Source organism: Arthrobacter sp. B055-34, assembly GCF_059090425.1.
On the sequence record NZ_JBNHFQ010000004.1, the window covers coordinates 108,624 to 130,177 of the forward strand.

Sequence of the window (21,554 nt, forward strand, 5' to 3'; positions counted from 1 at the left end):
TTGTCACTTGTCGCCGGGGTCGGCGTCGGCGTCGGCCGAATTGTCCTTGTTGCGCAGCACGCTCCAGATGCCCCCGGCCACCAGGGCGATGCCGGAACCGATCAGCAGGGCAATCAGGACGTGGCCGACGTCGAAGCTGATGTCCCAGAGCACGCTGAGCAGGACCAGCAGGCCCACTGCTATCGCGATCAGGCCCCAGACAATGGTTCCCGTGCTCGGGCCGGTGATGCCCCTGTTGTTGGATTCGGTGCTCATTGCGAGCCTTCCCTTCCCTGCGCTTCAACAATGTTCACATCGCTGGCTGCGCCCTTGATCTGCAGGATGATGCCCGGCCCGGAGCCGTCGTCGTTGATGATGAAGGATCCCGGCTGCCACATGCCCGCGGTCTGCCGGCTTTGGCCGTCCGCCTCGTATTCGACGTTGCCCATCGCCATCGCGGCCTTGACTTCTACCGGAACGTCCTCGGGCACAATCACCGTAACGGACGCGGCCGCCGCGTTCACCGGTACCACCACGGGACCGCCGAAGGTACTGCCGGTGACATCGGTCAGATCCACGGTTCCGTTGCTGGCCACAACGCTGTAGCCCTCGCTGGCCTTTGCCCCCGATTCGGGAGTCCAGGTGGAGTTCGTACCGAGCGCATAGTTGGCGGTCTGCCACTGCACACCGGCCGTAAAGACCAGCGAGAGAACGACGCCGACGGCAGTCAGGAACCCGAGGACGCCCGAGGTACGGCCGCGGATGCCCAGAACCACGATGGCCAGGCCGATGCACAACAGCGCGGCCGCTGTGGCTACCGGCAGCCAGGCGCCGGCCAGGGAGAGGTAGCCCAGCTGGTTCAGGGCCAGCAGGATGCCGCCCGCCAGCAGCGCTGCTCCCAGCGTGAGGGCGATATCGGCACCGGAGGGACCGCGCCGCCGCGGTTTCGGCGGGACCGGAGGACGAACCGGCCGGGGTGTGTAACCGGACCACGGCTGTTCCGTTGCCGGCCGGGATCCCATGGTGTAGGGATCGCCGGCGGTGGGGTGCGGCATGCCAACCGGACCCAGCGCGGCGGTCGGATCCTGCTCCCGTCCCGTCGCGCCGTCACTGGGCTGGTCATAGGCTGAACCGGCGGCCGGGCTATAAGCAGGCGGAACCGGAGCTCCGGGAGCGGCCGGGGCGGCGAAGCCCTGCGGCGCAGGTCCGTACGGGCCGTAAGCCGGCGGCGGTGTACTGCGGTTACGGGTAGCGAGCCAGTAGATGAAATAGACCATGGCGCCTAGCCAGATCACCGCCCAGAGGAAGCCGCCGAAGTCCCAGCCCTCGGAGAAGAAGCCGAAGGGCCAGGCGAACAGCCCGAGGACGGTGACGATCAGCGCTCCGGTCATGCCCGAGGTCCAGCGGCCGCGGCCGGCTTCTTCGGCGTGGATTCTGCCGTCCGTCTCCGGCAGCAGTGCCCAGGCGAGGCCGTACAACAGGACGCCGATGCCGCCAAAGATGAACAGCAGCACGAAGATGCCGCGGACCAGAATCGGATCGAGCCCGATCCGGTGGGCGATGCCGGAGGCCACGCCACCGACCCAGCGGTCCTGTCCGCGGGGAGTGCCCAGACTGCGGAACCAGGCGAAGAAGCTGTTGCTGCCGGACGGCTGCGGGGGCGTGTAGGCGGGAGGCGCCGGCGATTCCATGCCGCGGGCGCCCTCGTCGCCGGGACGGTCCGTGGAGCCTTCTGGCCGGGATGGTTCAGAGGGGTGTGAGGTCATAGTTCGATCATTCCAAGCCGCGGCGGTTGGTTCTATGGGGGGCTACCCTGAAGCTTCCCTGACCGCTAGCTGAGAAGCCCTGAGATCCCCGCGGATTGGTTCAGACCCGCCGCCGGGCGTGCTTGGATTAAGGCATGTACGCACCTCTTGTCCGTCCCGCCGACCGCATCATTGCGGGCGTCTGCTCCGGGCTGGCCGCCCATCTGGGGCTTTCGGTCAAGGCGGTCAGGATTTCGATGGCCGTACTCACCCTGGCCAGCGGGGCCGGGCTGTTGCTCTATGCCTGGCTGTGGCTTTTGGTTCCGACGGCGGACGAGGCTGCCAGAGCCGACAACGCGGCCTTCAACCCGCGCAACATCGCCGGAAACTTCGCCCGCAACTTCGGCGGACCGAGACCAGCGGGGATTCCAATGCCGCCTGGCCCCCAGCCGGGAACCGGCGTGCCGCCTGCGCAACGCCCGGCCGGCAATCAGGCTGCCGCCGGGGCGGCTGCCGCTGACCCGAGTGGCAGGACCCGCACGGCCGAACTCATGCAGCGCGGCGGCTGGGAAATCGCGGTCGGTGCAGCGCTGGTCCTGGCCGGCGGAGCCTTCGTCGCCCAGTTGGCAGGCTTCAACGTACCGTGGGAAACCTGGCTGCCGATGCTCGCCATCGTCACAGGGGCCGTGCTGGCCTGGATGCAGCTGGATAACTCCAGGCGCAACGGCATCATGGACCGCGCCGGGGCCACCGGCGCGCAGGGCGTAGTACGGCTCATTGCGGGACTCGTTTTCGTGGTGGCCGGGATTTTCATCCTGATCTCCGGTTCCATCAGCTGGGACGTAATGTGGCCGACGCTGCTGGCCACGTTGGCCGTCCTGGCCGGCGTCGGGCTGGTCCTGGCTCCGTGGGTCGTCAAGTACTGGACTGATCTCGAAACCGAACGGTCCGGCCGGATCCGGGAGACGGAACGGGCCGAAATTGCGGCGCACCTGCACGATTCGGTGCTGCAGACGCTGGCCCTGATCCAGAACCGGGCTGCCTCCGAACAGGACGTCACGCGGCTGGCCCGTGCCCAGGAACGTGAACTGCGCGAATGGCTGTACCGGGACCGGCGCAAGGAAGAAGGCAATCTGGTGGACCGGATCAAAGCCGTCGCGGCGGAAATCGAGGACGCGTACGGACATCCGATCGACGTGGTGGCGGTGGGCGATGCACCGATGACGGAACAGCACGAAGCCCTGATCCACGCCACCCGGGAAGCTGTGCAGAACGCGGCCAAGCACGCCGGCGGCAGCATCTCCGTCTACCTGGAAAAGACGTCCGGCAGCACGGACGTCTTCGTCCGCGACCGCGGGCCGGGGTTCGAGCTCGCCGATGTGCCCGCCGACCGGCTGGGCGTCCGGGAATCACTGATCCGCAGGATGGAACGCCATGGCGGCGAGGCCCGTATCCGCAACACCGGAAACGGCACCGAAGTACATTTGAGCCTGAAGCATCCTGAGGAAGGAAACCACCCATGACCGACCCCATCCGCATCGTCGTGGTCGATGACCACGCCATCTTCAGGTCGGGACTGAAGGCGGACCTGGATTCCAGGATCGACGTCGCAGCGGAGGCTGCAACCGTGGACGAAGCCATTGCCGTCATCCACGAGGTGAGGCCCGCCGTCGTTCTTCTGGATGTGCATCTGCCTGGCGGCCGCGGCGGCGGAGGTGCCGAAGTCGTCGCCGGCTGTGCGGATCTGCTGGCCACTACCCGGTTCCTGGCACTGAGTGTTTCGGACTCCGCCGAGGACGTTGTGACCGTCATCCGGGCCGGTGCGCGCGGCTATGTCACGAAGACCATTTCCGGAGCGGAGATTTCGGACGCGGTGGTCCGGGTGGCCGGGGGAGATGCAGCCTTCTCTCCAAGACTGGCCGGATTCGTGCTGGATGCCTTCGGTACCGCCGCTGTTGCTTCCGTTGACGACGAGCTGGACAAGCTCTCGGCCCGCGAGCTGGAGGTCATGCGGCTGATCGCCCGCGGCTACAGCTACAAGGAGGTGGCCAAGGAACTGTTCATCTCCATCAAGACCGTGGAAACACATGTGTCGGCTGTGCTGCGCAAACTCCAGCTGTCCTCCCGCCACGAGCTGACCCGCTGGGCAGTGGACCGCCGGATTCTCTGAACACGGTTATAAAGACGGGATGCCGGCCCCGCAAGGAGGCCGGCACCCGAATAGCGGTGCTGGATTGGTTTACTTGGCGGTACCCAGGAAGTCCTGCAGGCGGCCGATGCCGGTGGCCAGGTCCTCGTCGCCGAGCGCGTAGGAGAGGCGCACGAAGCCGGACGGACCGAAGGCTTCACCGGGAACGATGGCGACCTCCACCTTGTCCAGCACCAGCGAAGCCAGTTCGGCCGAGGTTGACGGGCGGACGCCGTCGATCTCCTTGCCCAGCAGCCCGCGGACATCCGCATACGCGTAGAAGGCACCCTTCGGCGTCGGGCATTCGATGCCTTCGATGGCGTTGAGCCCGTCAACCATGGCCTTACGGCGGCGGTCGAAGGCGACCTTCATCTCGTCCACAGCCGTCAGCGGCCCGGAGACGGCGGCCAGCGCAGCCATCTGCGAAACGTTTGCGACATTGGAGGTGGCGTGGGACTGCATGTTGGTGGCGGCCTTGATGACATCCTTCGGGCCGATCATCCAGCCCACCCGCCAGCCGGTCATGGCATAGGTCTTGGCCACACCGTTGAGGATGACCACCTTGTCTCCGAGTTCCGGAGCTGCCGTGGCAATGGAAGTGAACGGCACGCCGTCGTACGTGAGGTGTTCGTAGATTTCGTCGGTAATGACCCACAGGCCCTTGGACGCGGCCCACCGGCCAATTTCCGCAACCTGCTCCGGCGAGTACACAGCACCCGTGGGGTTGGACGGCGAAACAAACAGCAGGACTTTGGTGTTCTTGGTCACCGCTGCTTCAAGCTGGTCGATGTTCACCAGGTAGCCCTGTTCGGGGCCGGCGAAAATCTCCACAGGGACACCGCCGGCCAGCCGGATGGCTTCCGGGTAGGTGGTCCAGTACGGAGTCGGCACCAGAACCTCGTCCCCCGGATCCAGCAGCGTGGCGAAGGATTCGTAGACGGCCTGCTTGCCGCCGTTGGTGACCAGCACCTGGGCGGCATCGATCTGGTAGCCCGAGTCCCGCATCGTCTTCTCGGCGATAGCCTGCTTCAGCTCCGGAAGCCCGCCGGCGGGGGAGTAGCGGTGGAACCGCGGCTCGCGGGCGGCCTTCACAGCGGCCTCGACAACGTAGTCCGGGGTGGGGAAGTCGGGCTCGCCCGCGCCGAAGCCAATGACCGGACGCCCGGCTGCCTTCAGTGCCTTGGCTTTTGCGTCAACAGCCAGGGTGGCGGATTCGGCGATGGAGGCTATGCGCTGTGAGATGCGCGCGTTGGCAGGCATGGATTTCCCGTCTTTGAGGCGTCAGAACAAATGGTCCATGGCCCAGTTTAGGGGCTTGCCCCGCGGCCTGTCCTGCCTCGGGCCGGCAAAAGCGTCCAGATGAATGCCCCGCGAGCCGTTCGGTTTAATAACGACGCCGGAAATGTTGCATAATGGAGAGTCGCTTGGTGAAGGCGGCATGAGGGCTGGTTCGACGTGAGGGTTTCCCTGACGTAGACTTAGACCTCGGTGTTGAAAAACGCCATGATGGTTTGCGCCCGTATTCCGGACGCTCGCCTCTTGGTTTCAACGCATAGGGTAGTGGCGCAATTGGTAGCGCAGCGGTCTCCAAAACCGCAGGTTGCAGGTTCGAGTCCTGTCTGCCCTGCGCATAACCGTCTTGGACGGGAAGCAGCAGTTCAGCAATCCAACGTATGAAGCTAGCGGCGTTGCCGGCCTCCGCCGGCGGGCCGTGTACCGGACTAGATGAGTGAGGCACAGGTTGACCGAAACGGCTGCCAACAGCTCCAAGGGACGCCCCTCAGGCAGGAAGTCCGACAAGCGCGGATTCTTCGGCAAGATCGTCCTTTTTGTCCGCCAGGTAATCGGTGAGCTGAAAAAGGTGGTCACACCCACCCGCAAGGAACTGCTGAATTACACCCTCGTGGTGATTGCCTTCGTGGTCATCATGATGCTGATCGTGACAGTTTTGGATCTGGCTTTCGGCCAGGGCTCGCTCTACATCTTCGGTGACGGAGCGCCCGAACGGTAGCGTCTTTGCTCAGGATTCTGCCGTGTGCACCGGAGACGGCAACGCGCCGGGCCTGAGCGTCAGGCGCCATTGAATCAACAGAGCTGAAGAAGAAAGCAGGAAGCTAAGTGTCCGAGCAGGAACTCGAGTCGCAGACCACCGAGGAAACCGCTGATCTGGAAGCCGAGGATCAGGCTACTGAGACCGGTGCCGATCAGGCACCGGCTTCCGACGTTTCCGGGGAAGTTTCCGAGGAAGCGGAACCGGCCGACGAAGCAACCGTTGAAACCGCACCGGCCGAAGGCGAAGAGCTTGCCGAAGGCGAAGAGCCGGCCGACGCCGACGCAGAAGAAGCTTCCGCAGTGGAGCCCGCCGCAGCCCCTGAAGAGGATCCGGTCGAGGCATTCCGTGCAAAGCTGCGCCGCCAGGAGGGTGACTGGTACGTCATCCACTCGTACGCCGGCTACGAAAACCGTGTGAAGGTCAATCTGGAGACCCGTATCCAGACCCTGAACATGGAGGACTACATCTTCGAGATCCAGGTCCCCATGGAAGAGGTCGTGGAAATCAAGAACACCACGCGTAAGATCGTCAACCGCGTGCGCATCCCCGGCTACGTGCTGGTCCGCATGGAACTGACGGATGCTTCGTGGGGCGCCGTGCGTCACACTCCCGGTGTGACCGGCTTTGTCGGCAACGCCCACAACCCGGTTCCGCTAAGCCTGAACGAAGTGTTCTCCATGCTGGAGCACACCGTCACCGCGGGCAAGACCGAGGGTGGCAAGCCCTCCAAGGCCGCACAGCCCTCGGCCCCGATCACGGTGGACTTCGAGGTCGGCGAATCGGTCACGGTCAACGACGGTCCGTTCGAGACCCTGCCTGCGACGATCTCCGAGATCAAGCCGGAATCCCAGCAGCTGGTGGTACTGGTGACCATCTTCGAGCGCGAGACCCCGGTTACGCTCTCGTTCAACCAGGTCACCAAGATCCAGTAGTAAAGACTTCGCGCAGCCCGGCCCGCTTTAGCCGGACCTGCGCGGGCGGCCGCCACGCCATGGCGGCCAAACCACCGCCGGCACGCTCCTGTGTCTGCGGTACGTAAATTAGAGAAGGACCCGATATGGCCCCGAAGAAAAAGGTCACCGGCCTCATCAAGCTGCAGATCCAGGCAGGCGCCGCCAACCCGGCACCGCCGATTGGTCCGGCACTTGGTCAGCACGGTGTCAACATCATGGAATTCTGCAAGGCGTACAACGCCGCTACGGAAGCCCAGCGCGGAAATGTGATCCCGGTTGAAATCACGGTTTACGAAGACCGTTCCTTCACCTTCATCACCAAGACCCCGCCGGCTGCAGAACTGATCAAGAAGGCTGCTGGCGTGCAGAAGGGTTCCGCAACCCCGCACACCACCAAGGTAGCCAAGCTGACCCAGGCTCAGGTTGAAGAGATCGCTTCCACCAAGATGGATGACCTCAACGCCAACGACATCCAGGCTGCTGCCAAGATCATCGCCGGCACCGCCCGCTCCATGGGTATCACCGTCGAGGGCTAATTCCCCTAGGCGTTACCGCTGAACGGCTGCAGGTTTTCCCAGGCCGGAAAGCAAACAAGACAAAACTAAAGAACGACGGCGCCGAAAACGTCACCTTTCCAAGGTGGCAACGCCGTCGTAGTGGCAGGGCCGGGCGCGGTCCGCAGACCACAACTGCACAAGGAGAAAAAGCAGATGGCAAAGCGCAGCAAAGCATATGAGGCAGCTGTAGCCAAGATCGAGGCGGACAAGCAGTACGCCCCGGTCGAGGCAATCACCCTGGCGAAGGAAAGCAATCCTTCCAAGTTCGACGCCACCGTTGAGGTTGCACTGCGCCTCAGCGTCGACCCCCGTAAGGCCGACCAGATGGTCCGCGGTACGGTCAACCTGCCGCACGGCACCGGTAAGACCGCCCGCGTCCTCGTTTTCGCAACGGGTGACAAGGCTGAAGCCGCAATCGCGGCCGGCGCCGACTTCGTTGGTTCCGATGACCTGATCGAAAAGATCCAGGGCGGCTGGACCGACTTCGACGCCGCCGTGGCAACCCCGGACCTGATGGGCAAGGTTGGACGCCTCGGTAAGGTCCTCGGCCCGCGTAACCTGATGCCGAACCCGAAGACCGGCACCGTGACCCCGGACGTAGCCAAGGCTGTCAACGACATCAAGGGTGGCAAGATCGACTTCCGTGTCGACAAGCACGCCAACCTTCACTTCATCATCGGCAAGGTGTCCTTCGACACCAACAAGCTGGTGGAGAACTACGCAGCCGCACTGGAAGAGGTCCTTCGCCTGAAGCCGTCCGCTTCCAAGGGCCGCTACATCTCGAAGGCCACCGTGGCAACGACCTTCGGCCCGGGCATCTCCATGGACCCGAACGTCACCAAGGTTTCCACCGAAGCCTAAGGAAGCAATCCTTCCGGATTTTCCATAACAGAACGGCCCAGCATCACGCTGCGGCCGTTCTGTTTTTAAGCGGCACCGACCTAAGCGGCACCGACCTAAGCGGCACCGACCTAAGCGGCACTGGCCCTGGCCCGGCCCTGGCCCGGCCGCGGTTGTCGGCAGCCGGCTAGGCCTTGGGTCCCAGCAGGCGGTCAAAGACGAGCCCCGTCGCCTGGGCCTGGACATAGATGTCCACGACGTCCACGGTCCAGTCCTGTGCGCTCCATTCGGACGGCCGGGAGAAACCGGACAGCGATCCGCCAAGCAACTCACCCCCGTACACGACGGCGAAGACGATATTGATGGCCTTCTGGCCGTGCAGCCCCAGTGCCGCGGCGATGCCATAGGCTGCTCCCCACATGGCTCCGATGGCGAAATGCGTACTGTAGTTCAGCAGTTTCCGTCCGCGGATCGACTCAACCTCCACCGGCAGGAACTTCTCCGCGAGCTCTGCGGGCGCATAACTCTCCGGGCGGCCGGTGATCGGCATTTCCACCAGCCTCTGGAAGGCTGTCATGACCGCCGTTCCGGCCATTCCTGCCAGCATGCCGCGACCGATGTATGCCACCGCTCGTTTGCCAGCGCGTCCGCTCAAGAGCTCCATACTGCATCGTAGGTCCGTTGAGGGATGCCTGGGAAAGGCTTTGTCGGAAAGGCCGGATCCCGCTGGCATCGAATTGATGGAGCGGGTAATCTGATTGGGGAAGGTCAATCACTCTAGCGAGGGACGCCATGTCGACGACGTCGATCACCGTACAGCCCATCCGCATTCCGGTCTCATTGGAGACCGGGGATGCAGAGGATTTCGTTGCTTCCTCCGAGCTGGCCAATCTGGTGACCGGTTTGCTGTGGGGCAATAACGACCTGTGGGTCAGCCCTGCCGTGCGGCTGGAGGGCGCCCGTTCCAATGATTACGAGCAGTCGTTGCTGTGGGCGGCCAAGGACGGGGACAGGCACGTTGGCCGTGCCGTCTTGGAAATGACGAAACAGGACAACGTGCACAGCGCCTACGTCCACGTCATGGTCCATCCCGGCTTCCGCAGGCAGGGGATCGCAGGCGAGCTGCTGCGGACAGCTGAAATCTCGGCCCGAGACCACGGCAGAAGTGTGCTGCAGTCATATAGTGAGCACCCGGCAGGCTTTGACCCGGATGCCGCGGACGTCCTGCGGCCGAAGACCGGTGCAGGATCCCTGCCGGGCAATTCGGCGGCCGTCCGCTTCGCGCAGTCCCATGGATATGAGTTGGAGCAGGTGGACCGCTTCAGTGTACTTGGGCTGCCACCGGACGTTGCCAAGGTCGAGTTCCTGGAGTCGCGGGCGGCTGCGAAGGCTGCCGGTTACCGGTTGGTGGTTTGGGGGGACACTTGCCCGGAGGAATTCGTCGACCAATATGCCTTGCTGCGCCAGAGAATGAGCACGGACATGCCGTTGGGTGAGATCGATTATGAGGAGGAGGCCTGGGATCGCGCGAGGGTCCGCCAAGGCGAAGAAGAACTTCGGCGTAAAGGCGGCCATTCCCTCGTCGTCGCCGCCCTGCATGACCCTAGTGGGGAACTGGCCGGACATACTTTTTTGGATTACTACCCGGAGAAGCCGGACGTCGTTTACCAGGAGGACACTTTGGTCCTGCGTGCCCACCGCGGCCACAGTCTTGGCATGCTCATGAAGGCGCATAACCTGCTGCGGGTCGGGACGCTCTGGCCTGAGGGGCAGCGCATGCTGACCTGGAACGCGGCCGAGAACGAGCACATGCTCGCCATCAACGTTGCCCTGGGTTTTGCCCCCGCCGGGTATGAAGCTGCATGGCAGAAAAGGCTGGGCGCCGGTGGCTGACCGGAACGATAGTACGGCCGATTTGGCCGTGGTCATCCCTTCGCGTAAGCTTGAACTACCAAAGACCGTCGGTCGTTGATTTCCCCTAAGAATTCAACCGAAAGTCCCATGCCTGGGACGGCCTGCGCAGGTGAACGAAGCAATCCTCCATTTCCGGTCCCGCCGGTAGTGTGAAGGCCAAGCCCCGTGCATCTGCCCGGGGCGTTTTTTATGCGTGCGACCCGAACCACCGGCACTATTCCCCGGAAGGAGGGTTATGGCAACGCCAAACAAGGTGGCAGCAGTTGAAGAGATCACCACTGATTTCAAGGAATCCAACGCTGCAGTCCTAACCGAATACCGCGGGCTTACCGTTGCACAGCTCAAGGAGCTGCGTGTTTCTCTCGGCCAGGAGACCAAGTTCTCCGTCGTCAAGAACACCCTGACTGGCATTGCAGCCAAGGAAGCCGGCATCGATGCATTCGATGACCAGCTCTCCGGACCCACTGCTATCGCCTTCATCAAGGGTGACGCTGTTGCAGCCGCAAAGTCCCTGACGGATTTCGCAAAGTCCAACCCGCAGCTCGTCATCAAGACCGGTTTCTTCGAGGGCAAAGCCCTGGACGCACCCGGTGTTGCAGCGCTGGCCGCACTCGAGTCCCGTGAGTTCCAGCTGGCACGCGTTGCCGGCGTCCTCAAGGCCCCGATGGCTGCCCTGGCCCGCACTGTCGAGGCACTGCGCGTCAAGCAGGAGGAGAACGGCGGTGCGGCAGACACTGCTGCTGCCGAAGCTCCGGCCGCAGAAGCACCCGCTGCTGAAGAAGCTCCCGCTGCCGAGGCAACCGAGGCTCCGGCCGAGGCTGCTGCCGAAGAGAAGTAAGACTCTCTTCCCAATCCACAACTCTTGGTGCGCGGCCAATGCGCTGAACACCACCTATAGGAAGGACGCCAACCATGGCGAAGCTCACCAACGAAGAGCTCATTGAAGCTTTCAAGGAACTGTCCATCATCGAGCTCTCCGACTTCGTGAAGCTCTTCGAAGAGACCTTCGACGTCACGGCTGCTGCCGTTGCCGTTGCCGGCCCCGCTGCCGGTGGCGCCGCTGAGGCTGCTGAAGAGCAGACCGAATTCGACGTTATCCTCGAAGCTGCTGGCGACAAGAAGATCGCAGTGATCAAGGAAGTTCGCGCCCTGACCTCCCTGGGTCTGAAGGAAGCCAAGGACGTTGTCGACAGCGCTCCGAAGGCTGTTCTCGAAGGTGCAACCAAGGAAGCTGCCGAGAAGGCCAAGGAAGCTCTCGAAGCTGCCGGCGCCACCGTCACGGTCAAGTAAGCTTTTCGCAACACCCAAAAGAGCCCCGCACTCAGGTGCGGGGCTCTTTTGTCGGCTCTGGCGGAATGCCGAGGTGCTATTCCGGGTCGCTGATATCCGCGACGGTAGCGTCCAGTGCCTTGATCAGGGCATCCGAATCCACAAAAGCCGAATAGCCGTGCTCCCCGGCGCCCATGGAGATGCGCCGGCCGGCGATCGCGGAATCGGCATAGACCGGCCAGGCCGTGGTGCTGCCCAGCGGCGTGATGGTACCGCGCTGATAGCCGGTGGCCTCGAAGGCGACGTCTGCAGCAGGCATGGACAGCTTGTTCACTCCGAGCAAGGCGCGCAGCTTCGGCCAGGAGATCTGCCGGTCCCCGGGAATCAGCGCGAACAGGAACGTGCCGTCCTTGTGCTTTACCACGAGGGACTTGACGATGTCAGCCGGTGCGATCCCGAGCAGCTGCGCCGCCTCCACCAGGCTCCGAGCCGCCGGACGGGCGATCAATTCCACGTCTAGCCCGCGGTCTCCCGCGTTAGCCAGGAACCTGTCCTTGCCGGCAGCAATGTCAGCCACTGGCTACTCCTCGTCGCGGTACAGCAGCAGCGCCTCGCCCTGGCCTCCGCCGCCGCACAGCGAAACGGCAGCCTTGCCCTGCTTGCGGCGCTTGAGCTCATGGGCCGCATGCAGCGCCAGCCGCGCACCTGAGGCTCCGATCGGGTGCCCCAGTGCGATGGCGCCACCATGGAGATTGCACTTCTCCAGCGGGTAATCCAGGTCCTTCAGCGACTGCACGGCAACGGAACCGAAGGCCTCGTTGATTTCGATGAAGTCAAGGTCCGAGGTGCTCCAGCCGGCGCGCTTCAAAGCCTGGGCAATGGCGTTGGACGGCTGCGAATGCAGGGAGGTGTCCGGTCCGGCCACCTGGCCCGGTTTGCCGACGACGGCGAGCCACTGAAGTCCGTTGTCTTCGGCATAACCGCGGGTCGCCAGGACGACGGCGGCTGCGCCGTCGGAAAGCGGTGACGAGTTGCCTGCCGTGATGGTGCCGTCCTTGTCAAAGGCCGGCCTCAGCGGCGCCAGCGATTCCACCGTGGTCTGCGGGCGGATACCTTCGTCTTTGGTCAGCACCAGGTCATCGCCTTTGCGCTGGGGGACCGCGACCGGGACGATCTCCGCATCGAACACACCGGACTCGGTGGCAGCGGCGGCGCGCTGGTGCGATGCCGCGGCGACCTCGTCCTGGGCGGTGCGGTCGATGGCTAGTTCGGTATTCCGCCGTTCCGTTGAGGCACCCATGGACTCGTGGTCGAAAGCATCGGTCAGTCCGTCATGGGCCACCGAGTCGACGACGTTGATGTTGCCGTAGGTCCAGCCCTGCCGGGAACCGGGAAGGACATGCGGTCCGTTGGTCATGGATTCCTGGCCGCCGGCAACGACTACCTCTGCCTCGCCGGCGCGGATCAAGCGGGCCGCATCGGTGATCGCCGCCAGGCCGGAGAGGCACACCTTGTTGATGGTCACGGTGGGAACGTCCCAGCCGATGCCGGCTCCGATGGCGCTCTGCCGGGCCGGATTCTGCCCGGCGCCGGCCTGGATGACCTGTCCCATGATGACCGAGTCGACGTTCTCCGCCGGTACGCCGGAGCGCTCGAGGGCCGCTGCGATGGCCTTGCTGCCGAGCTCTACGGCGCTGAAAGCCGCCAGCTGTCCGTTGAGCCGGCCCTGCGGAGTGCGTGCGCCGCCGAGAATTACCACGTCGTTTCTATTACCTGACACTGTCCTGTGCTCGCTTTCATCCTTGAAATAGCTGTTCCCGACAGGCTACAGTTAGCTGGCGCGGGAGTTCGATAAGCTTCCAATCAGTGGAACGCGGCAACAGCCGCAGATGTTCCGCAGGATGGCCGCCGCAGGATAAGCAGGGAAGCTGCTGCAGGGGAGCCGCGCGGAAGACAATGCGCTCCGTTGGCAGGGGAGCAGGGCCGGGGCCGGAGATTACGATTCGGCTTCCGCGGCCCGACACGCCGGAGGCAGTTCACCGGCGCAGACAGGCCAGGGGATACTCTGCCTGCTGGACAATTTAGGGGACGTGGCGTAGAGTATAAATCTGCGTCTTCCCTCTTAACCTTCAGCCTTCATATAGCGGTGGGCTTTGCCACGCCTTCCTGTATTTAACAGGAATCCGGGCGGGCCTGGATCATATAGCGGATCCGGTCTGGTTGTGCTTGGCATCTCATGATGCCGGTAGTGCGGAAGCGCGTACAAGCCTGAAGGTCTGTGGAAGGATCCCTCTCTTGGTCGCCTCGAGCACCTCTAATACTGACACCGCTAACAGCCTGCTTGACGCTTCATCGAACGATGGCGCCACCCGCAGGATCTCATTCGCTAAGATTCACGAACCTCTGGACGTTCCCAATCTTCTCGCCCTGCAGACCCACAGCTTCGATTGGCTGGTCGGCAACGAGCGCTGGAAGACCCGCCTTCAGCAGGCGCTGGCCGAAGGCCAGAAGGGCATGGCCACCACATCGGGTCTGGCGGACATCTTCGAAGAGATCTCCCCGATCGAGGACTTCCAGGGCACCATGTCCCTGAGCTTCTCCGAGCCGGAGTTCGCTGATCCGAAGTACACGATGGCGGAGTGCAAGGACCGCGACGCCACCTATTCCGCTCCGCTGTACGTCAAGGCGGAGTTCATGAACAACAACACGGGCGAAATCAAGCAGCAGACCGTGTTCATGGGCGACTTCCCGCTGATGACCGACAAGGGTACCTTCGTCATCAACGGCACCGAGCGTGTTGTCGTCTCCCAGCTGGTCCGTTCCCCGGGCGCTTACTTCGAGCGTTCCGCCGACAAGACCAGTGACAAGGACATCTTCACCGCCAAGATCATCCCGTCGCGCGGTGCCTGGTTCGAGCTGGAGATCGACAAGCGCGACCAGGTCGGCGTACGCCTCGACCGCAAGCGCAAGCAGTCCGTCACCGTCCTGCTGAAGGCCCTCGGCTGGACCGAAGGCCAGATCCTGGAGACCTTCGGCGAGTACGACTCCATCCGTGCCACGCTGGAGAAGGACACAACCGAGACCCAGGAAGACGCACTCCTGGATATCTACCGCAAGCTCCGTCCAGGCGAGCCGCCCACGGTGGAAGCTGCCCAGTCCCTGCTGGACAACCTCTACTTCAACCCGAAGCGCTACGATCTGGCCAAGGTTGGCCGCTACAAGATCAACCGCAAGCTGGGCATCGACAAGCCGCTGGATGATCCGGACGCGTCGGTTCTGAACAATGACGACATTGTCGCCATGATCAAGTTCCTCGTAGCCCTGCACGCCGGCGAGAAGTCCATCTCGGGCAAGCGCGACGGCGAGGACCACGAGATCCGCGTCGAGGTCGACGACATCGACCACTTCGGCAACCGCCGCATCCGCGCCGTCGGCGAACTGATCGAGAACCAGGTCCGCACCGGTCTTTCCCGTATGGAGCGTGTCGTCCGCGAGCGGATGACCACCCAGGACGTGGAGGCCATCACTCCGCAGACCCTGATCAACATCCGTCCCGTTGTGGCAGCCATCAAGGAGTTCTTCGGAACCTCCCAGCTGTCCCAGTTCATGGACCAGAACAACCCGCTGGCCGGCCTGACGCACAAGCGTCGTCTGTCCGCACTGGGCCCGGGTGGTCTGTCCCGTGACCGTGCAGGCATGGAAGTCCGTGACGTTCACCCGTCGCACTACGGACGTATGTGCCCCATCGAAACCCCTGAAGGCCCGAACATCGGCCTGATCGGTTCGCTGGCTTCCTACGGCCGCATCAACGCCTTCGGCTTCATCGAGACCCCGTACCGCAAGGTCGTGGACGGCCTGGTCACCGACCAGATCGACTACCTGACCGCGGATGACGAGATCGAGGCCGTGATCGCCCAGGCCAACGCGCCGCTGGACGAGGACAACCGCTTCTCCGAAGAGCTGGTCCTCTGCCGCGAACGCGGTGGCGGTGGCGAGCCGATCCTGACCGAGCCGACCGAGATCGACTACATGGACGTTTCCCCGCGCCAGATGGTGTCCGTGGCAACCGCCCTGATCCCGTTCCTCGAGCACGACGACGCCAACCGCGCCCTCATGGGTGCGAACATGCAGCGCCAGGCTGTGCCGCTGCTGCGTTCGGAAGCTCCGCTGGTCGGTACCGGCATGGAGCGCTACGCCGCTGTTGACGCCGGTGACTCCGTGGTTGCCGCCAAGGCTGGTGTGGTCACCGAGGTTTCGGCTGACATGGTCACCACCTTGAACGACGACGGCACCGAAACGCACTACCCGATCATGAAGTTCGCGCGCTCCAACCAGGGCAACGCCTACAACCAGCGCGTGCTGGTTGCTGAAGGCCAGCGGGTTGAGGTCAAGAGCATCATCGCCGACGGTCCCTCCACGGACCAGGGCGAACTGGCTCTGGGCAAGAACCTGCTCGTTGCGTTCATGTCCTGGGAAGGCCACAACTACGAGGATGCGATCATCCTGAGCCAGCGCATCGTCTCCGACGACGTGCTGACCTCCATCCACATCGAGGAGCACGAGGTTGACGCCCGCGACACCAAGCTTGGTGCCGAGGAAATCACCCGCGATATCCCCAACGTGAGCGAAGAGGTCCTCTCCCAGCTGGACGAGCGCGGCATCATCCACATCGGTGCCGAGGTCGAAGCAGGAGACATCCTGGTTGGCCGTGTGACCCCGAAGGGTGAAACCGAGCTGACCCCCGAAGAGCGCCTGCTGCGCGCCATCTTCGGTGAGAAGTCGCGCGAAGTCCGCGACACCTCGCTGAAGGTTCCGCACGGCGAGTCCGGTACGGTCATCGGCGTACGCATCTTCGAGCGCGACAACGACGACGAACTGCCCCCGGGCGTGAACCAGCTGGTCCGCGTCTACGTGGCACAGAAGCGTAAGATCACCGACGGCGACAAGCTCGCCGGCCGCCACGGCAACAAGGGCGTCATCTCCAAGATCCTGCCGATCGAGGACATGCCGTTCATGGAAGACGGCACTCCGGTCGACATCGTCCTGAACCCGCTGGGTGTTCCGGGCCGTATGAACGTCGGCCAGGTACTGGAAATCCACCTCGGCTGGGCCGCCAAGCAGGGCTGGACCATCGAAGGGGATCCGGATTGGGTCAAGAACCTGCCGAACCTGCCCCGCGAGAGTGGTTCCACCACCGTTGCCACCCCGGTGTTCGACGGTGCTTCCGAGCATGAGATCACCGGCCTGCTGGACTCGACCAACGTGACCCGCGACGGCGAACGCCTGATCGGTTCCTCCGGCAAGGCGCGTCTGTTTGACGGCCGCTCCGGTGAGCCGTTCCCGGACCCGATCTCCGTGGGCTACATGTACATCCTGAAGCTGCACCACCTTGTCGACGACAAGATCCACGCACGCTCCACCGGTCCGTACTCCATGATCACCCAGCAGCCGCTGGGTGGTAAGGCCCAGTTCGGTGGCCAGCGCTTCGGTGAGATGGAAGTGTGGGCCCTGGAAGCCTACGGTGCCGCGTACACCCTGCAGGAACTCCTGACCATCAAGTCCGATGACATCCACGGCCGCGTCAAGGTCTACGAAGCCATTGTCAAGGGCGAGAACATCCCCGAACCGGGTGTTCCGGAGTCCTTCAAGGTCTTGATCAAGGAAATGCAGTCGCTGTGCCTGAACGTGGAAGTCCTTTCCACCGACGGCACCACGATTGAAATGCGTGACTCGGATGAAGAAGTCTTCCGGGCCGCGGAGGAACTGGGTATCGATCTGTCCCGTGCAGAGCCCAGCTCCGTCGAAGAGGTCTAGATGAGCGGGCTGGCACGGAACCTTCGGAACCCGTGCCGGCTGCCGCCGTCGTACCTCTTTCCGTACCCGACACAAGACATTCAGATTTAGAGAACAAGAGAGAACAGGGACCATATGTCCAGCGAATCCTCCTTCGGCCTCATGCGAATTGGCCTTGCCACCGCGGAAGAAATCCGCGACTGGTCTTACGGCGAGGTCAAGAAGCCGGAAACCATCAACTACCGCACTCTCAAGCCCGAGAAGGACGGACTCTTCTGCGAGAAGATCTTCGGCCCGTCCCGGGACTGGGAATGCTACTGCGGTAAGTACAAGCGCGTGCGCTTCAAGGGCATCATCTGCGAGCGTTGTGGCGTTGAGGTCACCCGCGCCAAGGTCCGCCGTGAGCGCATGGGCCACATCGAACTGGCCGCACCTGTCACGCACATCTGGTACTTCAAGGGCGTGCCCTCCCGTCTGGGCTACCTCCTTGACCTGGCACCGAAGGACCTCGAAAAGGTCATCTACTTCGCCGCCTACATGATCACCAGCGTGGACGAAGAGCGCCGCCACGAAGAACTGCCGAACCTGCAGGCCGAACACGACCTGGAGAAGAAGCAGCTCTCCGACACCCGCGACTCGGACATCGCCGCGATCGCCCGCGACCTGGAAGACGAGCTTGCCCGTCTCGAGGGCGAAGGCGCCAAAGCACCCGAGAAGAAGAAGGCCCGCGACTCCGCCGACCGCCAGATGGCCAACGTCCGCAAGCGCGCGGATGCCGACATCGAGCGCCTCGAGCAGGTCTGGGACCGCTTCAAGAACCTCAAGGTCGCCGACCTCGAAGGTGACGAGGGCCTGTACCGCGAACTGCGTGACCGCTACGGTCTGTACTTCGAGGGCTCCATGGGTGCCGAGTCGATCAAGAAGCGCCTGGAAACCTTCGACATGGTTGCCGAGGCAGAGTCCCTGCGCGACACCATCAAGAACGGCAAGGGCCAGCGCAAGACGCGTGCCCTGAAGCGCCTGAAGGTTGTCAACGCGTTCCTGACCACCACTAACAGCCCGCTGGGCATGGTGTTGGACGCCGTCCCGGTGATCCCGCCGGAACTGCGCCCGATGGTCCAGCTAGACGGTGGCCGTTTCGCTACCTCGGACCTGAACGACCTGTACCGCCGCGTGATCAACCGCAACAACCGCCTGAAGCGCCTGCTGGATCTCGGTGCCCCCGAGATCATCGTGAACAACGAAAAGCGCATGCTTCAGGAAGCTGTTGACTCGCTGTTCGACAACGGCCGCCGCGGCCGTCCGGTCACCGGACCGGGCAACCGTCCGCTGAAGTCGCTGTCCGACATGCTCAAGGGCAAGCAGGGACGTTTCCGTCAGAACCTGCTGGGTAAGCGCGTTGACTACTCCGGCCGTTCGGTCATTGTTGTCGGCCCGCAGCTGAAGCTGCACCAGTGTGGTCTGCCCAAGCAGATGGCGCTGGAGCTCTTCAAGCCGTTCGTGATGAAGCGCCTGGTTGACCTCAACCACGCACAGAACATCAAGAGCGCCAAGCGCATGGTGGAGCGTTACCGTCCGCAGGTTTGGGACGTGCTCGAAGAGATCATCACCGAGCACCCCGTCCTGCTGAACCGTGCACCAACCCTGCACCGCCTGGGCATCCAGGCCTTCGAGCCGCAGCTCGTTGAAGGTAAGGCTCTCCAGCTGCACCCGCTGGTTTGTGGCGCGTTCAACGCCGACTTCGACGGCGACCAGATGGCAGTCCACCTGCCGCTGAGCCCCGAAGCGCAGGCTGAAGCCCGCATCCTGATGCTGTCCTCGAACAACATCCTGAAGCCGTCGGACGGCCGTCCGGTCACCCTGCCCTCGCAGGATATGATCATCGGTCTGCACCACCTGACGACCAAGCGAGAAGGTTCCGCAGGCGAAGGCCGCGTGTTCACCTCGCCGGCCGAAGCCATCATGGCGTTCGACGCCGGGGAACTGCACCTGAACTCCGTGGTCAAGATCCGGATCTCCACCGGGTATGTGCCCAGTCCCGACCAGCCGGCTCCGGAAGGTTGGGAAGAAGGCCAGCCGGTGCTCCTCGAGACATCGCTGGGCCAGGTCATCTTCAACCAGACGCTGCCCGATGACTACCCCTGGGTAGAGAAGGTTGCGGACAAGGGCCAGCTCTCCACGATCGTCAACGATCTGGCCGAGCGCTACCCGAAGGTTGTTACGGCGTCAACGCTGGACAACCTGAAGGATGCCGGTTTCTACTGGGCTACCCGCTCCGGTGTGACCGTGGCTATCTCGGACATCGAGGCACCGGCCGAGAAGCCCGCCATTATGGAGGGCTACGAAGCGCAGGCTGCCAAGGTTGAGTCCCAGTACGGCAAGGGCCTGATTGCGGATGACGAGCGCCGCCAGGAACTGATCGACATCTGGAACAAGGCCACCAACGAGGTTGCCGACGCGATGCGCAAGAACATGACCAAGGAGAACACCATCAACCGCATGGTGTCTTCGGGTGCACGTGGTAACTGGCTGCAGGTCCGCCAGATTGCCGGTATCCGTGGTCTGGTGGCTAACCCGAAGGGTGAAATCATCCCGCGTCCGATCAAGTCCTCCTACCGCGAGGGCCTGTCGGTTCTGGAATACTTCATCGCCACCCACGGTGCCCGTAAGGGTCTTGCCGATACCGCTCTGCGTACCGCCAACTCGGGTTACCTGACCCGTCGTCTGGTGGACGTGTCCCAGGACGTCATCGTCCGCGAAGAGGACTGCGGTACCGAGCGCGGACTGAACACCCCGATTGCAGTAGCGGACGCCAATGGCGAGCTGCACCTGCATGAGGACGTGGAGAACTCGGCTTACGCACGTACCCTCGCCACCGACGTCGTTGACGCCGACGGCAAGGTACTGGCTGCGGGCGGTTCCGACGTGGGCGACGTGCTCATCCGCGAGCTGTTCGAGGCCGGCATCACCGACATCAAGGTCCGCTCCGTACTCACCTGTGAGTCCGCCGTCGGTACCTGTGCACTGTGCTACGGCCGCTCCCTGGCCACGGGCAAGACCGTGGACATCGGCGAGGCCGTCGGCATCATCGCGGCACAGTCCATCGGTGAGCCCGGTACCCAGCTGACCATGCGTACCTTCCACACCGGTGGTGTTGCCTCCGCAGGCGATATCACCCAGGGTCTGCCGCGTATCCAGGAGCTCTTCGAGGCACGTACCCCCAAGGGTGTTGCTCCGATCTCCGAGGTTGCCGGCCGTGTCACCATCGAGGACGGGGAGCGCCAGATGCGCCTCATCGTCACTCCGGATGACGGCTCCGAGGAAATCGCCTACCCGGTGCTGCGCCGTGCGCGTCTGCTGGTCGAAGACGGCCAGCACGTCGAGGTCGGCCAGCAGCTGGTGGTCGGTGCCATCGACCCGAAGCAGGTTCTGCGTATCCTCGGCCCGCGCCAGGCACAGAAGTTCCTGGTAGACGAGGTCCAGCTGGTGTACCGCAGCCAGGGTGTTGGTATCCACGACAAGCACGTCGAGGTTATCGTCCGCCAGATGCTCCGCCGCGTGACCGTCATCGAATCCGGTGAAACGGATCTGCTGCCGGGCGAACTGGCAGAGCGCAGCCGCTTCCAGAAGGAGAACCGCAAGGCGGTATCCGAGGGCAAGACCCCGGCCAACGGCCGTGACGAGCTCATGGGTATCACCAAGGCCTCTCTGGCGACCGAGTCGTGGCTGTCCGCGGCTTCCTTCCAAGAGACCACCCGCGTCCTGACGCAGGCGGCCATGGAAGGCAAGTCGGATCCGCTGCTGGGTCTGAAGGAGAACGTCATCATCGGTAAGCTGATCCCGGCCGGTACCGGCCTGGACCGCTACAACAACGTCACTGTTGAACCGACTGAGGAAGCAAAGGCCAACCTGTTCACCGGCCCGAGCGCGTTCAGCGACTTCGATTACCCCGGTGTCGACGGCGGTCTGACCCCCGAGTTCCACGCCATCCCGCTGGATGACTACGACATGGGGAACGACTACCGCTAGGAACCGGACCCGGGCGTGCCGGCAATGCCGCCACCTTGGGGCCCTCTAGGCACGTAGCAACAGAACACCCCTTGTACCCGGAAACGGGCGCAAGGGGTGTTCTGCGCTTAACCGCGGAGCCGCTTCCAGGTTTTGGGGCCAGGGGCCTCCCAGGCCATGGCCCTTGAACGCGAGATCGTTCCGTGGCTCCGAGATCGTCCCTTGCACCAGAACCGGCAAACCGGCAGGCGTTCC

At 63.5% G+C, this 21,554-nt stretch carries 18 protein-coding genes and 1 tRNA gene; 13 read left to right on the forward strand and 6 right to left on the reverse strand.

What is annotated here, in order from left to right; all coding sequences use genetic code 11:
- Nucleotides 1-3 precede the first annotated feature (3 nt).
- Together AC5RWO_RS09000 and AC5RWO_RS09005 are read right to left on the reverse strand one after the other, a co-directional pair.
- On the reverse strand, nucleotides 4-255 hold the full coding sequence (locus tag AC5RWO_RS09000) for a hypothetical protein (RefSeq protein WP_498731078.1): 252 nt from the start codon (nucleotides 253-255) through the stop codon (nucleotides 4-6).
- On the reverse strand, nucleotides 252-1,745 hold the full coding sequence (locus tag AC5RWO_RS09005; protein ID WP_498731080.1) for a PspC domain-containing protein: 1,494 nt from the start codon (nucleotides 1,743-1,745) through the stop codon (nucleotides 252-254). Before AC5RWO_RS09005 ends, AC5RWO_RS09000 begins: the two co-directional genes overlap by 4 nt.
- A 134-nt stretch (nucleotides 1,746-1,879) precedes the next feature.
- Here AC5RWO_RS09005 and AC5RWO_RS09010 point away from each other — a divergent pair, with 134 nt between their 5' ends.
- On the forward strand, nucleotides 1,880-3,247 hold the full coding sequence (locus AC5RWO_RS09010; RefSeq protein ID WP_498731081.1) for a PspC domain-containing protein: 1,368 nt from the start codon (nucleotides 1,880-1,882) through the stop codon (nucleotides 3,245-3,247).
- The gene (locus AC5RWO_RS09015; RefSeq protein WP_139005717.1) at nucleotides 3,244-3,894 is read left to right on the forward strand and encodes a LuxR C-terminal-related transcriptional regulator; all 651 of its coding nucleotides are present in this window, start codon (nucleotides 3,244-3,246) and stop codon (nucleotides 3,892-3,894) included. The genes AC5RWO_RS09010 and AC5RWO_RS09015 overlap by 4 nt, the downstream gene beginning before the upstream one ends.
- Nucleotides 3,895-3,963: 69 nt before the next feature.
- Here the strand turns inward: AC5RWO_RS09015 and AC5RWO_RS09020 are convergent, their stop codons facing one another.
- Nucleotides 3,964-5,172 carry a pyridoxal phosphate-dependent aminotransferase gene (locus tag AC5RWO_RS09020; RefSeq protein ID WP_498731082.1) on the reverse strand — a complete coding sequence of 403 codons (1,209 nt, stop codon included), beginning with the start codon at nucleotides 5,170-5,172 and terminating at the stop codon, nucleotides 3,964-3,966.
- A gap of 294 nt (nucleotides 5,173-5,466) precedes the next feature.
- Here AC5RWO_RS09020 and AC5RWO_RS09025 point away from each other — a divergent pair.
- The 6 genes from AC5RWO_RS09025 (at nucleotide 5,467) to AC5RWO_RS09050 (ending at nucleotide 8,506) form a co-directional block, all read left to right on the forward strand.
- A tRNA-Trp gene (locus AC5RWO_RS09025) sits at nucleotides 5,467-5,539 on the forward strand.
- Between the two features lie 114 nt (nucleotides 5,540-5,653).
- Nucleotides 5,654-5,923, forward strand: a complete 270-nt coding sequence (gene secE / locus AC5RWO_RS09030) for a preprotein translocase subunit SecE (RefSeq protein WP_083339782.1) — start codon at nucleotides 5,654-5,656, stop codon at nucleotides 5,921-5,923.
- Nucleotides 5,924-6,030: 107 nt separating this feature from the next.
- The gene (gene nusG, locus AC5RWO_RS09035) at nucleotides 6,031-6,897 is read left to right on the forward strand and encodes a transcription termination/antitermination protein NusG (RefSeq protein WP_498731083.1); all 867 of its coding nucleotides are present in this window, start codon (nucleotides 6,031-6,033) and stop codon (nucleotides 6,895-6,897) included.
- A gap of 125 nt (nucleotides 6,898-7,022) precedes the next feature.
- Entirely contained in the window at nucleotides 7,023-7,454 is a 432-nt protein-coding gene (rplK, locus tag AC5RWO_RS09040; protein ID WP_074701258.1) for a 50S ribosomal protein L11, read from the forward strand.
- A 174-nt stretch (nucleotides 7,455-7,628) separates the two neighbouring features.
- Nucleotides 7,629-8,336: a 50S ribosomal protein L1 gene (gene rplA / locus AC5RWO_RS09045; protein WP_074701259.1), complete on the forward strand. Its 708-nt coding sequence runs from the start codon at nucleotides 7,629-7,631 to the stop codon at nucleotides 8,334-8,336.
- Nucleotides 8,337-8,395: 59 nt separating this feature from the next.
- Nucleotides 8,396-8,506: a pentapeptide repeat-containing protein gene (locus tag AC5RWO_RS09050; protein WP_498731382.1), complete on the forward strand. Its 111-nt coding sequence runs from the start codon at nucleotides 8,396-8,398 to the stop codon at nucleotides 8,504-8,506.
- Here the strand turns inward: AC5RWO_RS09050 and AC5RWO_RS09055 are convergent.
- Nucleotides 8,503-8,970: a hypothetical protein gene (locus tag AC5RWO_RS09055; RefSeq protein ID WP_498731084.1), complete on the reverse strand. Its 468-nt coding sequence runs from the start codon at nucleotides 8,968-8,970 to the stop codon at nucleotides 8,503-8,505. The two genes, AC5RWO_RS09050 and AC5RWO_RS09055, sit on opposite strands and share 4 nt — an antisense overlap.
- A 137-nt stretch (nucleotides 8,971-9,107) precedes the next feature.
- Between AC5RWO_RS09055 and AC5RWO_RS09060 the strand changes: the two genes are divergently transcribed.
- The 3 genes from AC5RWO_RS09060 to rplL all read left to right on the forward strand — a co-directional run bounded on the left by AC5RWO_RS09060 (nucleotide 9,108) and on the right by rplL (nucleotide 11,519).
- The gene (locus AC5RWO_RS09060) at nucleotides 9,108-10,208 is read left to right on the forward strand and encodes a GNAT family N-acetyltransferase (protein ID WP_498731085.1); all 1,101 of its coding nucleotides are present in this window, start codon (nucleotides 9,108-9,110) and stop codon (nucleotides 10,206-10,208) included.
- A gap of 256 nt (nucleotides 10,209-10,464) precedes the next feature.
- On the forward strand, nucleotides 10,465-11,067 hold the full coding sequence (gene rplJ / locus AC5RWO_RS09065) for a 50S ribosomal protein L10 (protein WP_074701262.1): 603 nt from the start codon (nucleotides 10,465-10,467) through the stop codon (nucleotides 11,065-11,067).
- Nucleotides 11,068-11,141: 74 nt separating this feature from the next.
- Nucleotides 11,142-11,519: a 50S ribosomal protein L7/L12 gene (gene rplL / locus AC5RWO_RS09070; RefSeq protein WP_498731086.1), complete on the forward strand. Its 378-nt coding sequence runs from the start codon at nucleotides 11,142-11,144 to the stop codon at nucleotides 11,517-11,519.
- Between the two features lie 76 nt (nucleotides 11,520-11,595).
- Here the strand turns inward: rplL and AC5RWO_RS09075 are convergent, their stop codons facing one another.
- Together AC5RWO_RS09075 and AC5RWO_RS09080 are read right to left on the reverse strand one after the other, a co-directional pair.
- Nucleotides 11,596-12,075 carry an aminoacyl-tRNA deacylase gene (locus AC5RWO_RS09075; protein ID WP_498731087.1) on the reverse strand — a complete coding sequence of 160 codons (480 nt, stop codon included), beginning with the start codon at nucleotides 12,073-12,075 and terminating at the stop codon, nucleotides 11,596-11,598.
- Nucleotides 12,076-12,078: 3 nt separating this feature from the next.
- Nucleotides 12,079-13,278, reverse strand: coding sequence for an acetyl-CoA C-acetyltransferase (locus AC5RWO_RS09080; RefSeq protein ID WP_498731088.1), 1,200 nt, complete (start codon nucleotides 13,276-13,278; stop codon nucleotides 12,079-12,081).
- A 515-nt stretch (nucleotides 13,279-13,793) separates the two neighbouring features.
- Here AC5RWO_RS09080 and rpoB point away from each other — a divergent pair.
- Nucleotides 13,794-17,312, forward strand: coding sequence for a DNA-directed RNA polymerase subunit beta (gene rpoB, locus AC5RWO_RS09085; protein WP_498731089.1), 3,519 nt, complete (start codon nucleotides 13,794-13,796; stop codon nucleotides 17,310-17,312).
- Nucleotides 17,313-17,426: 114 nt separating this feature from the next.
- A complete protein-coding gene (locus tag AC5RWO_RS09090; RefSeq protein ID WP_498731090.1) occupies nucleotides 17,427-21,320 on the forward strand; it encodes a DNA-directed RNA polymerase subunit beta' in 3,894 nt (1,297 codons plus the stop codon).
- Nucleotides 21,321-21,554 lie beyond the last annotated feature (234 nt).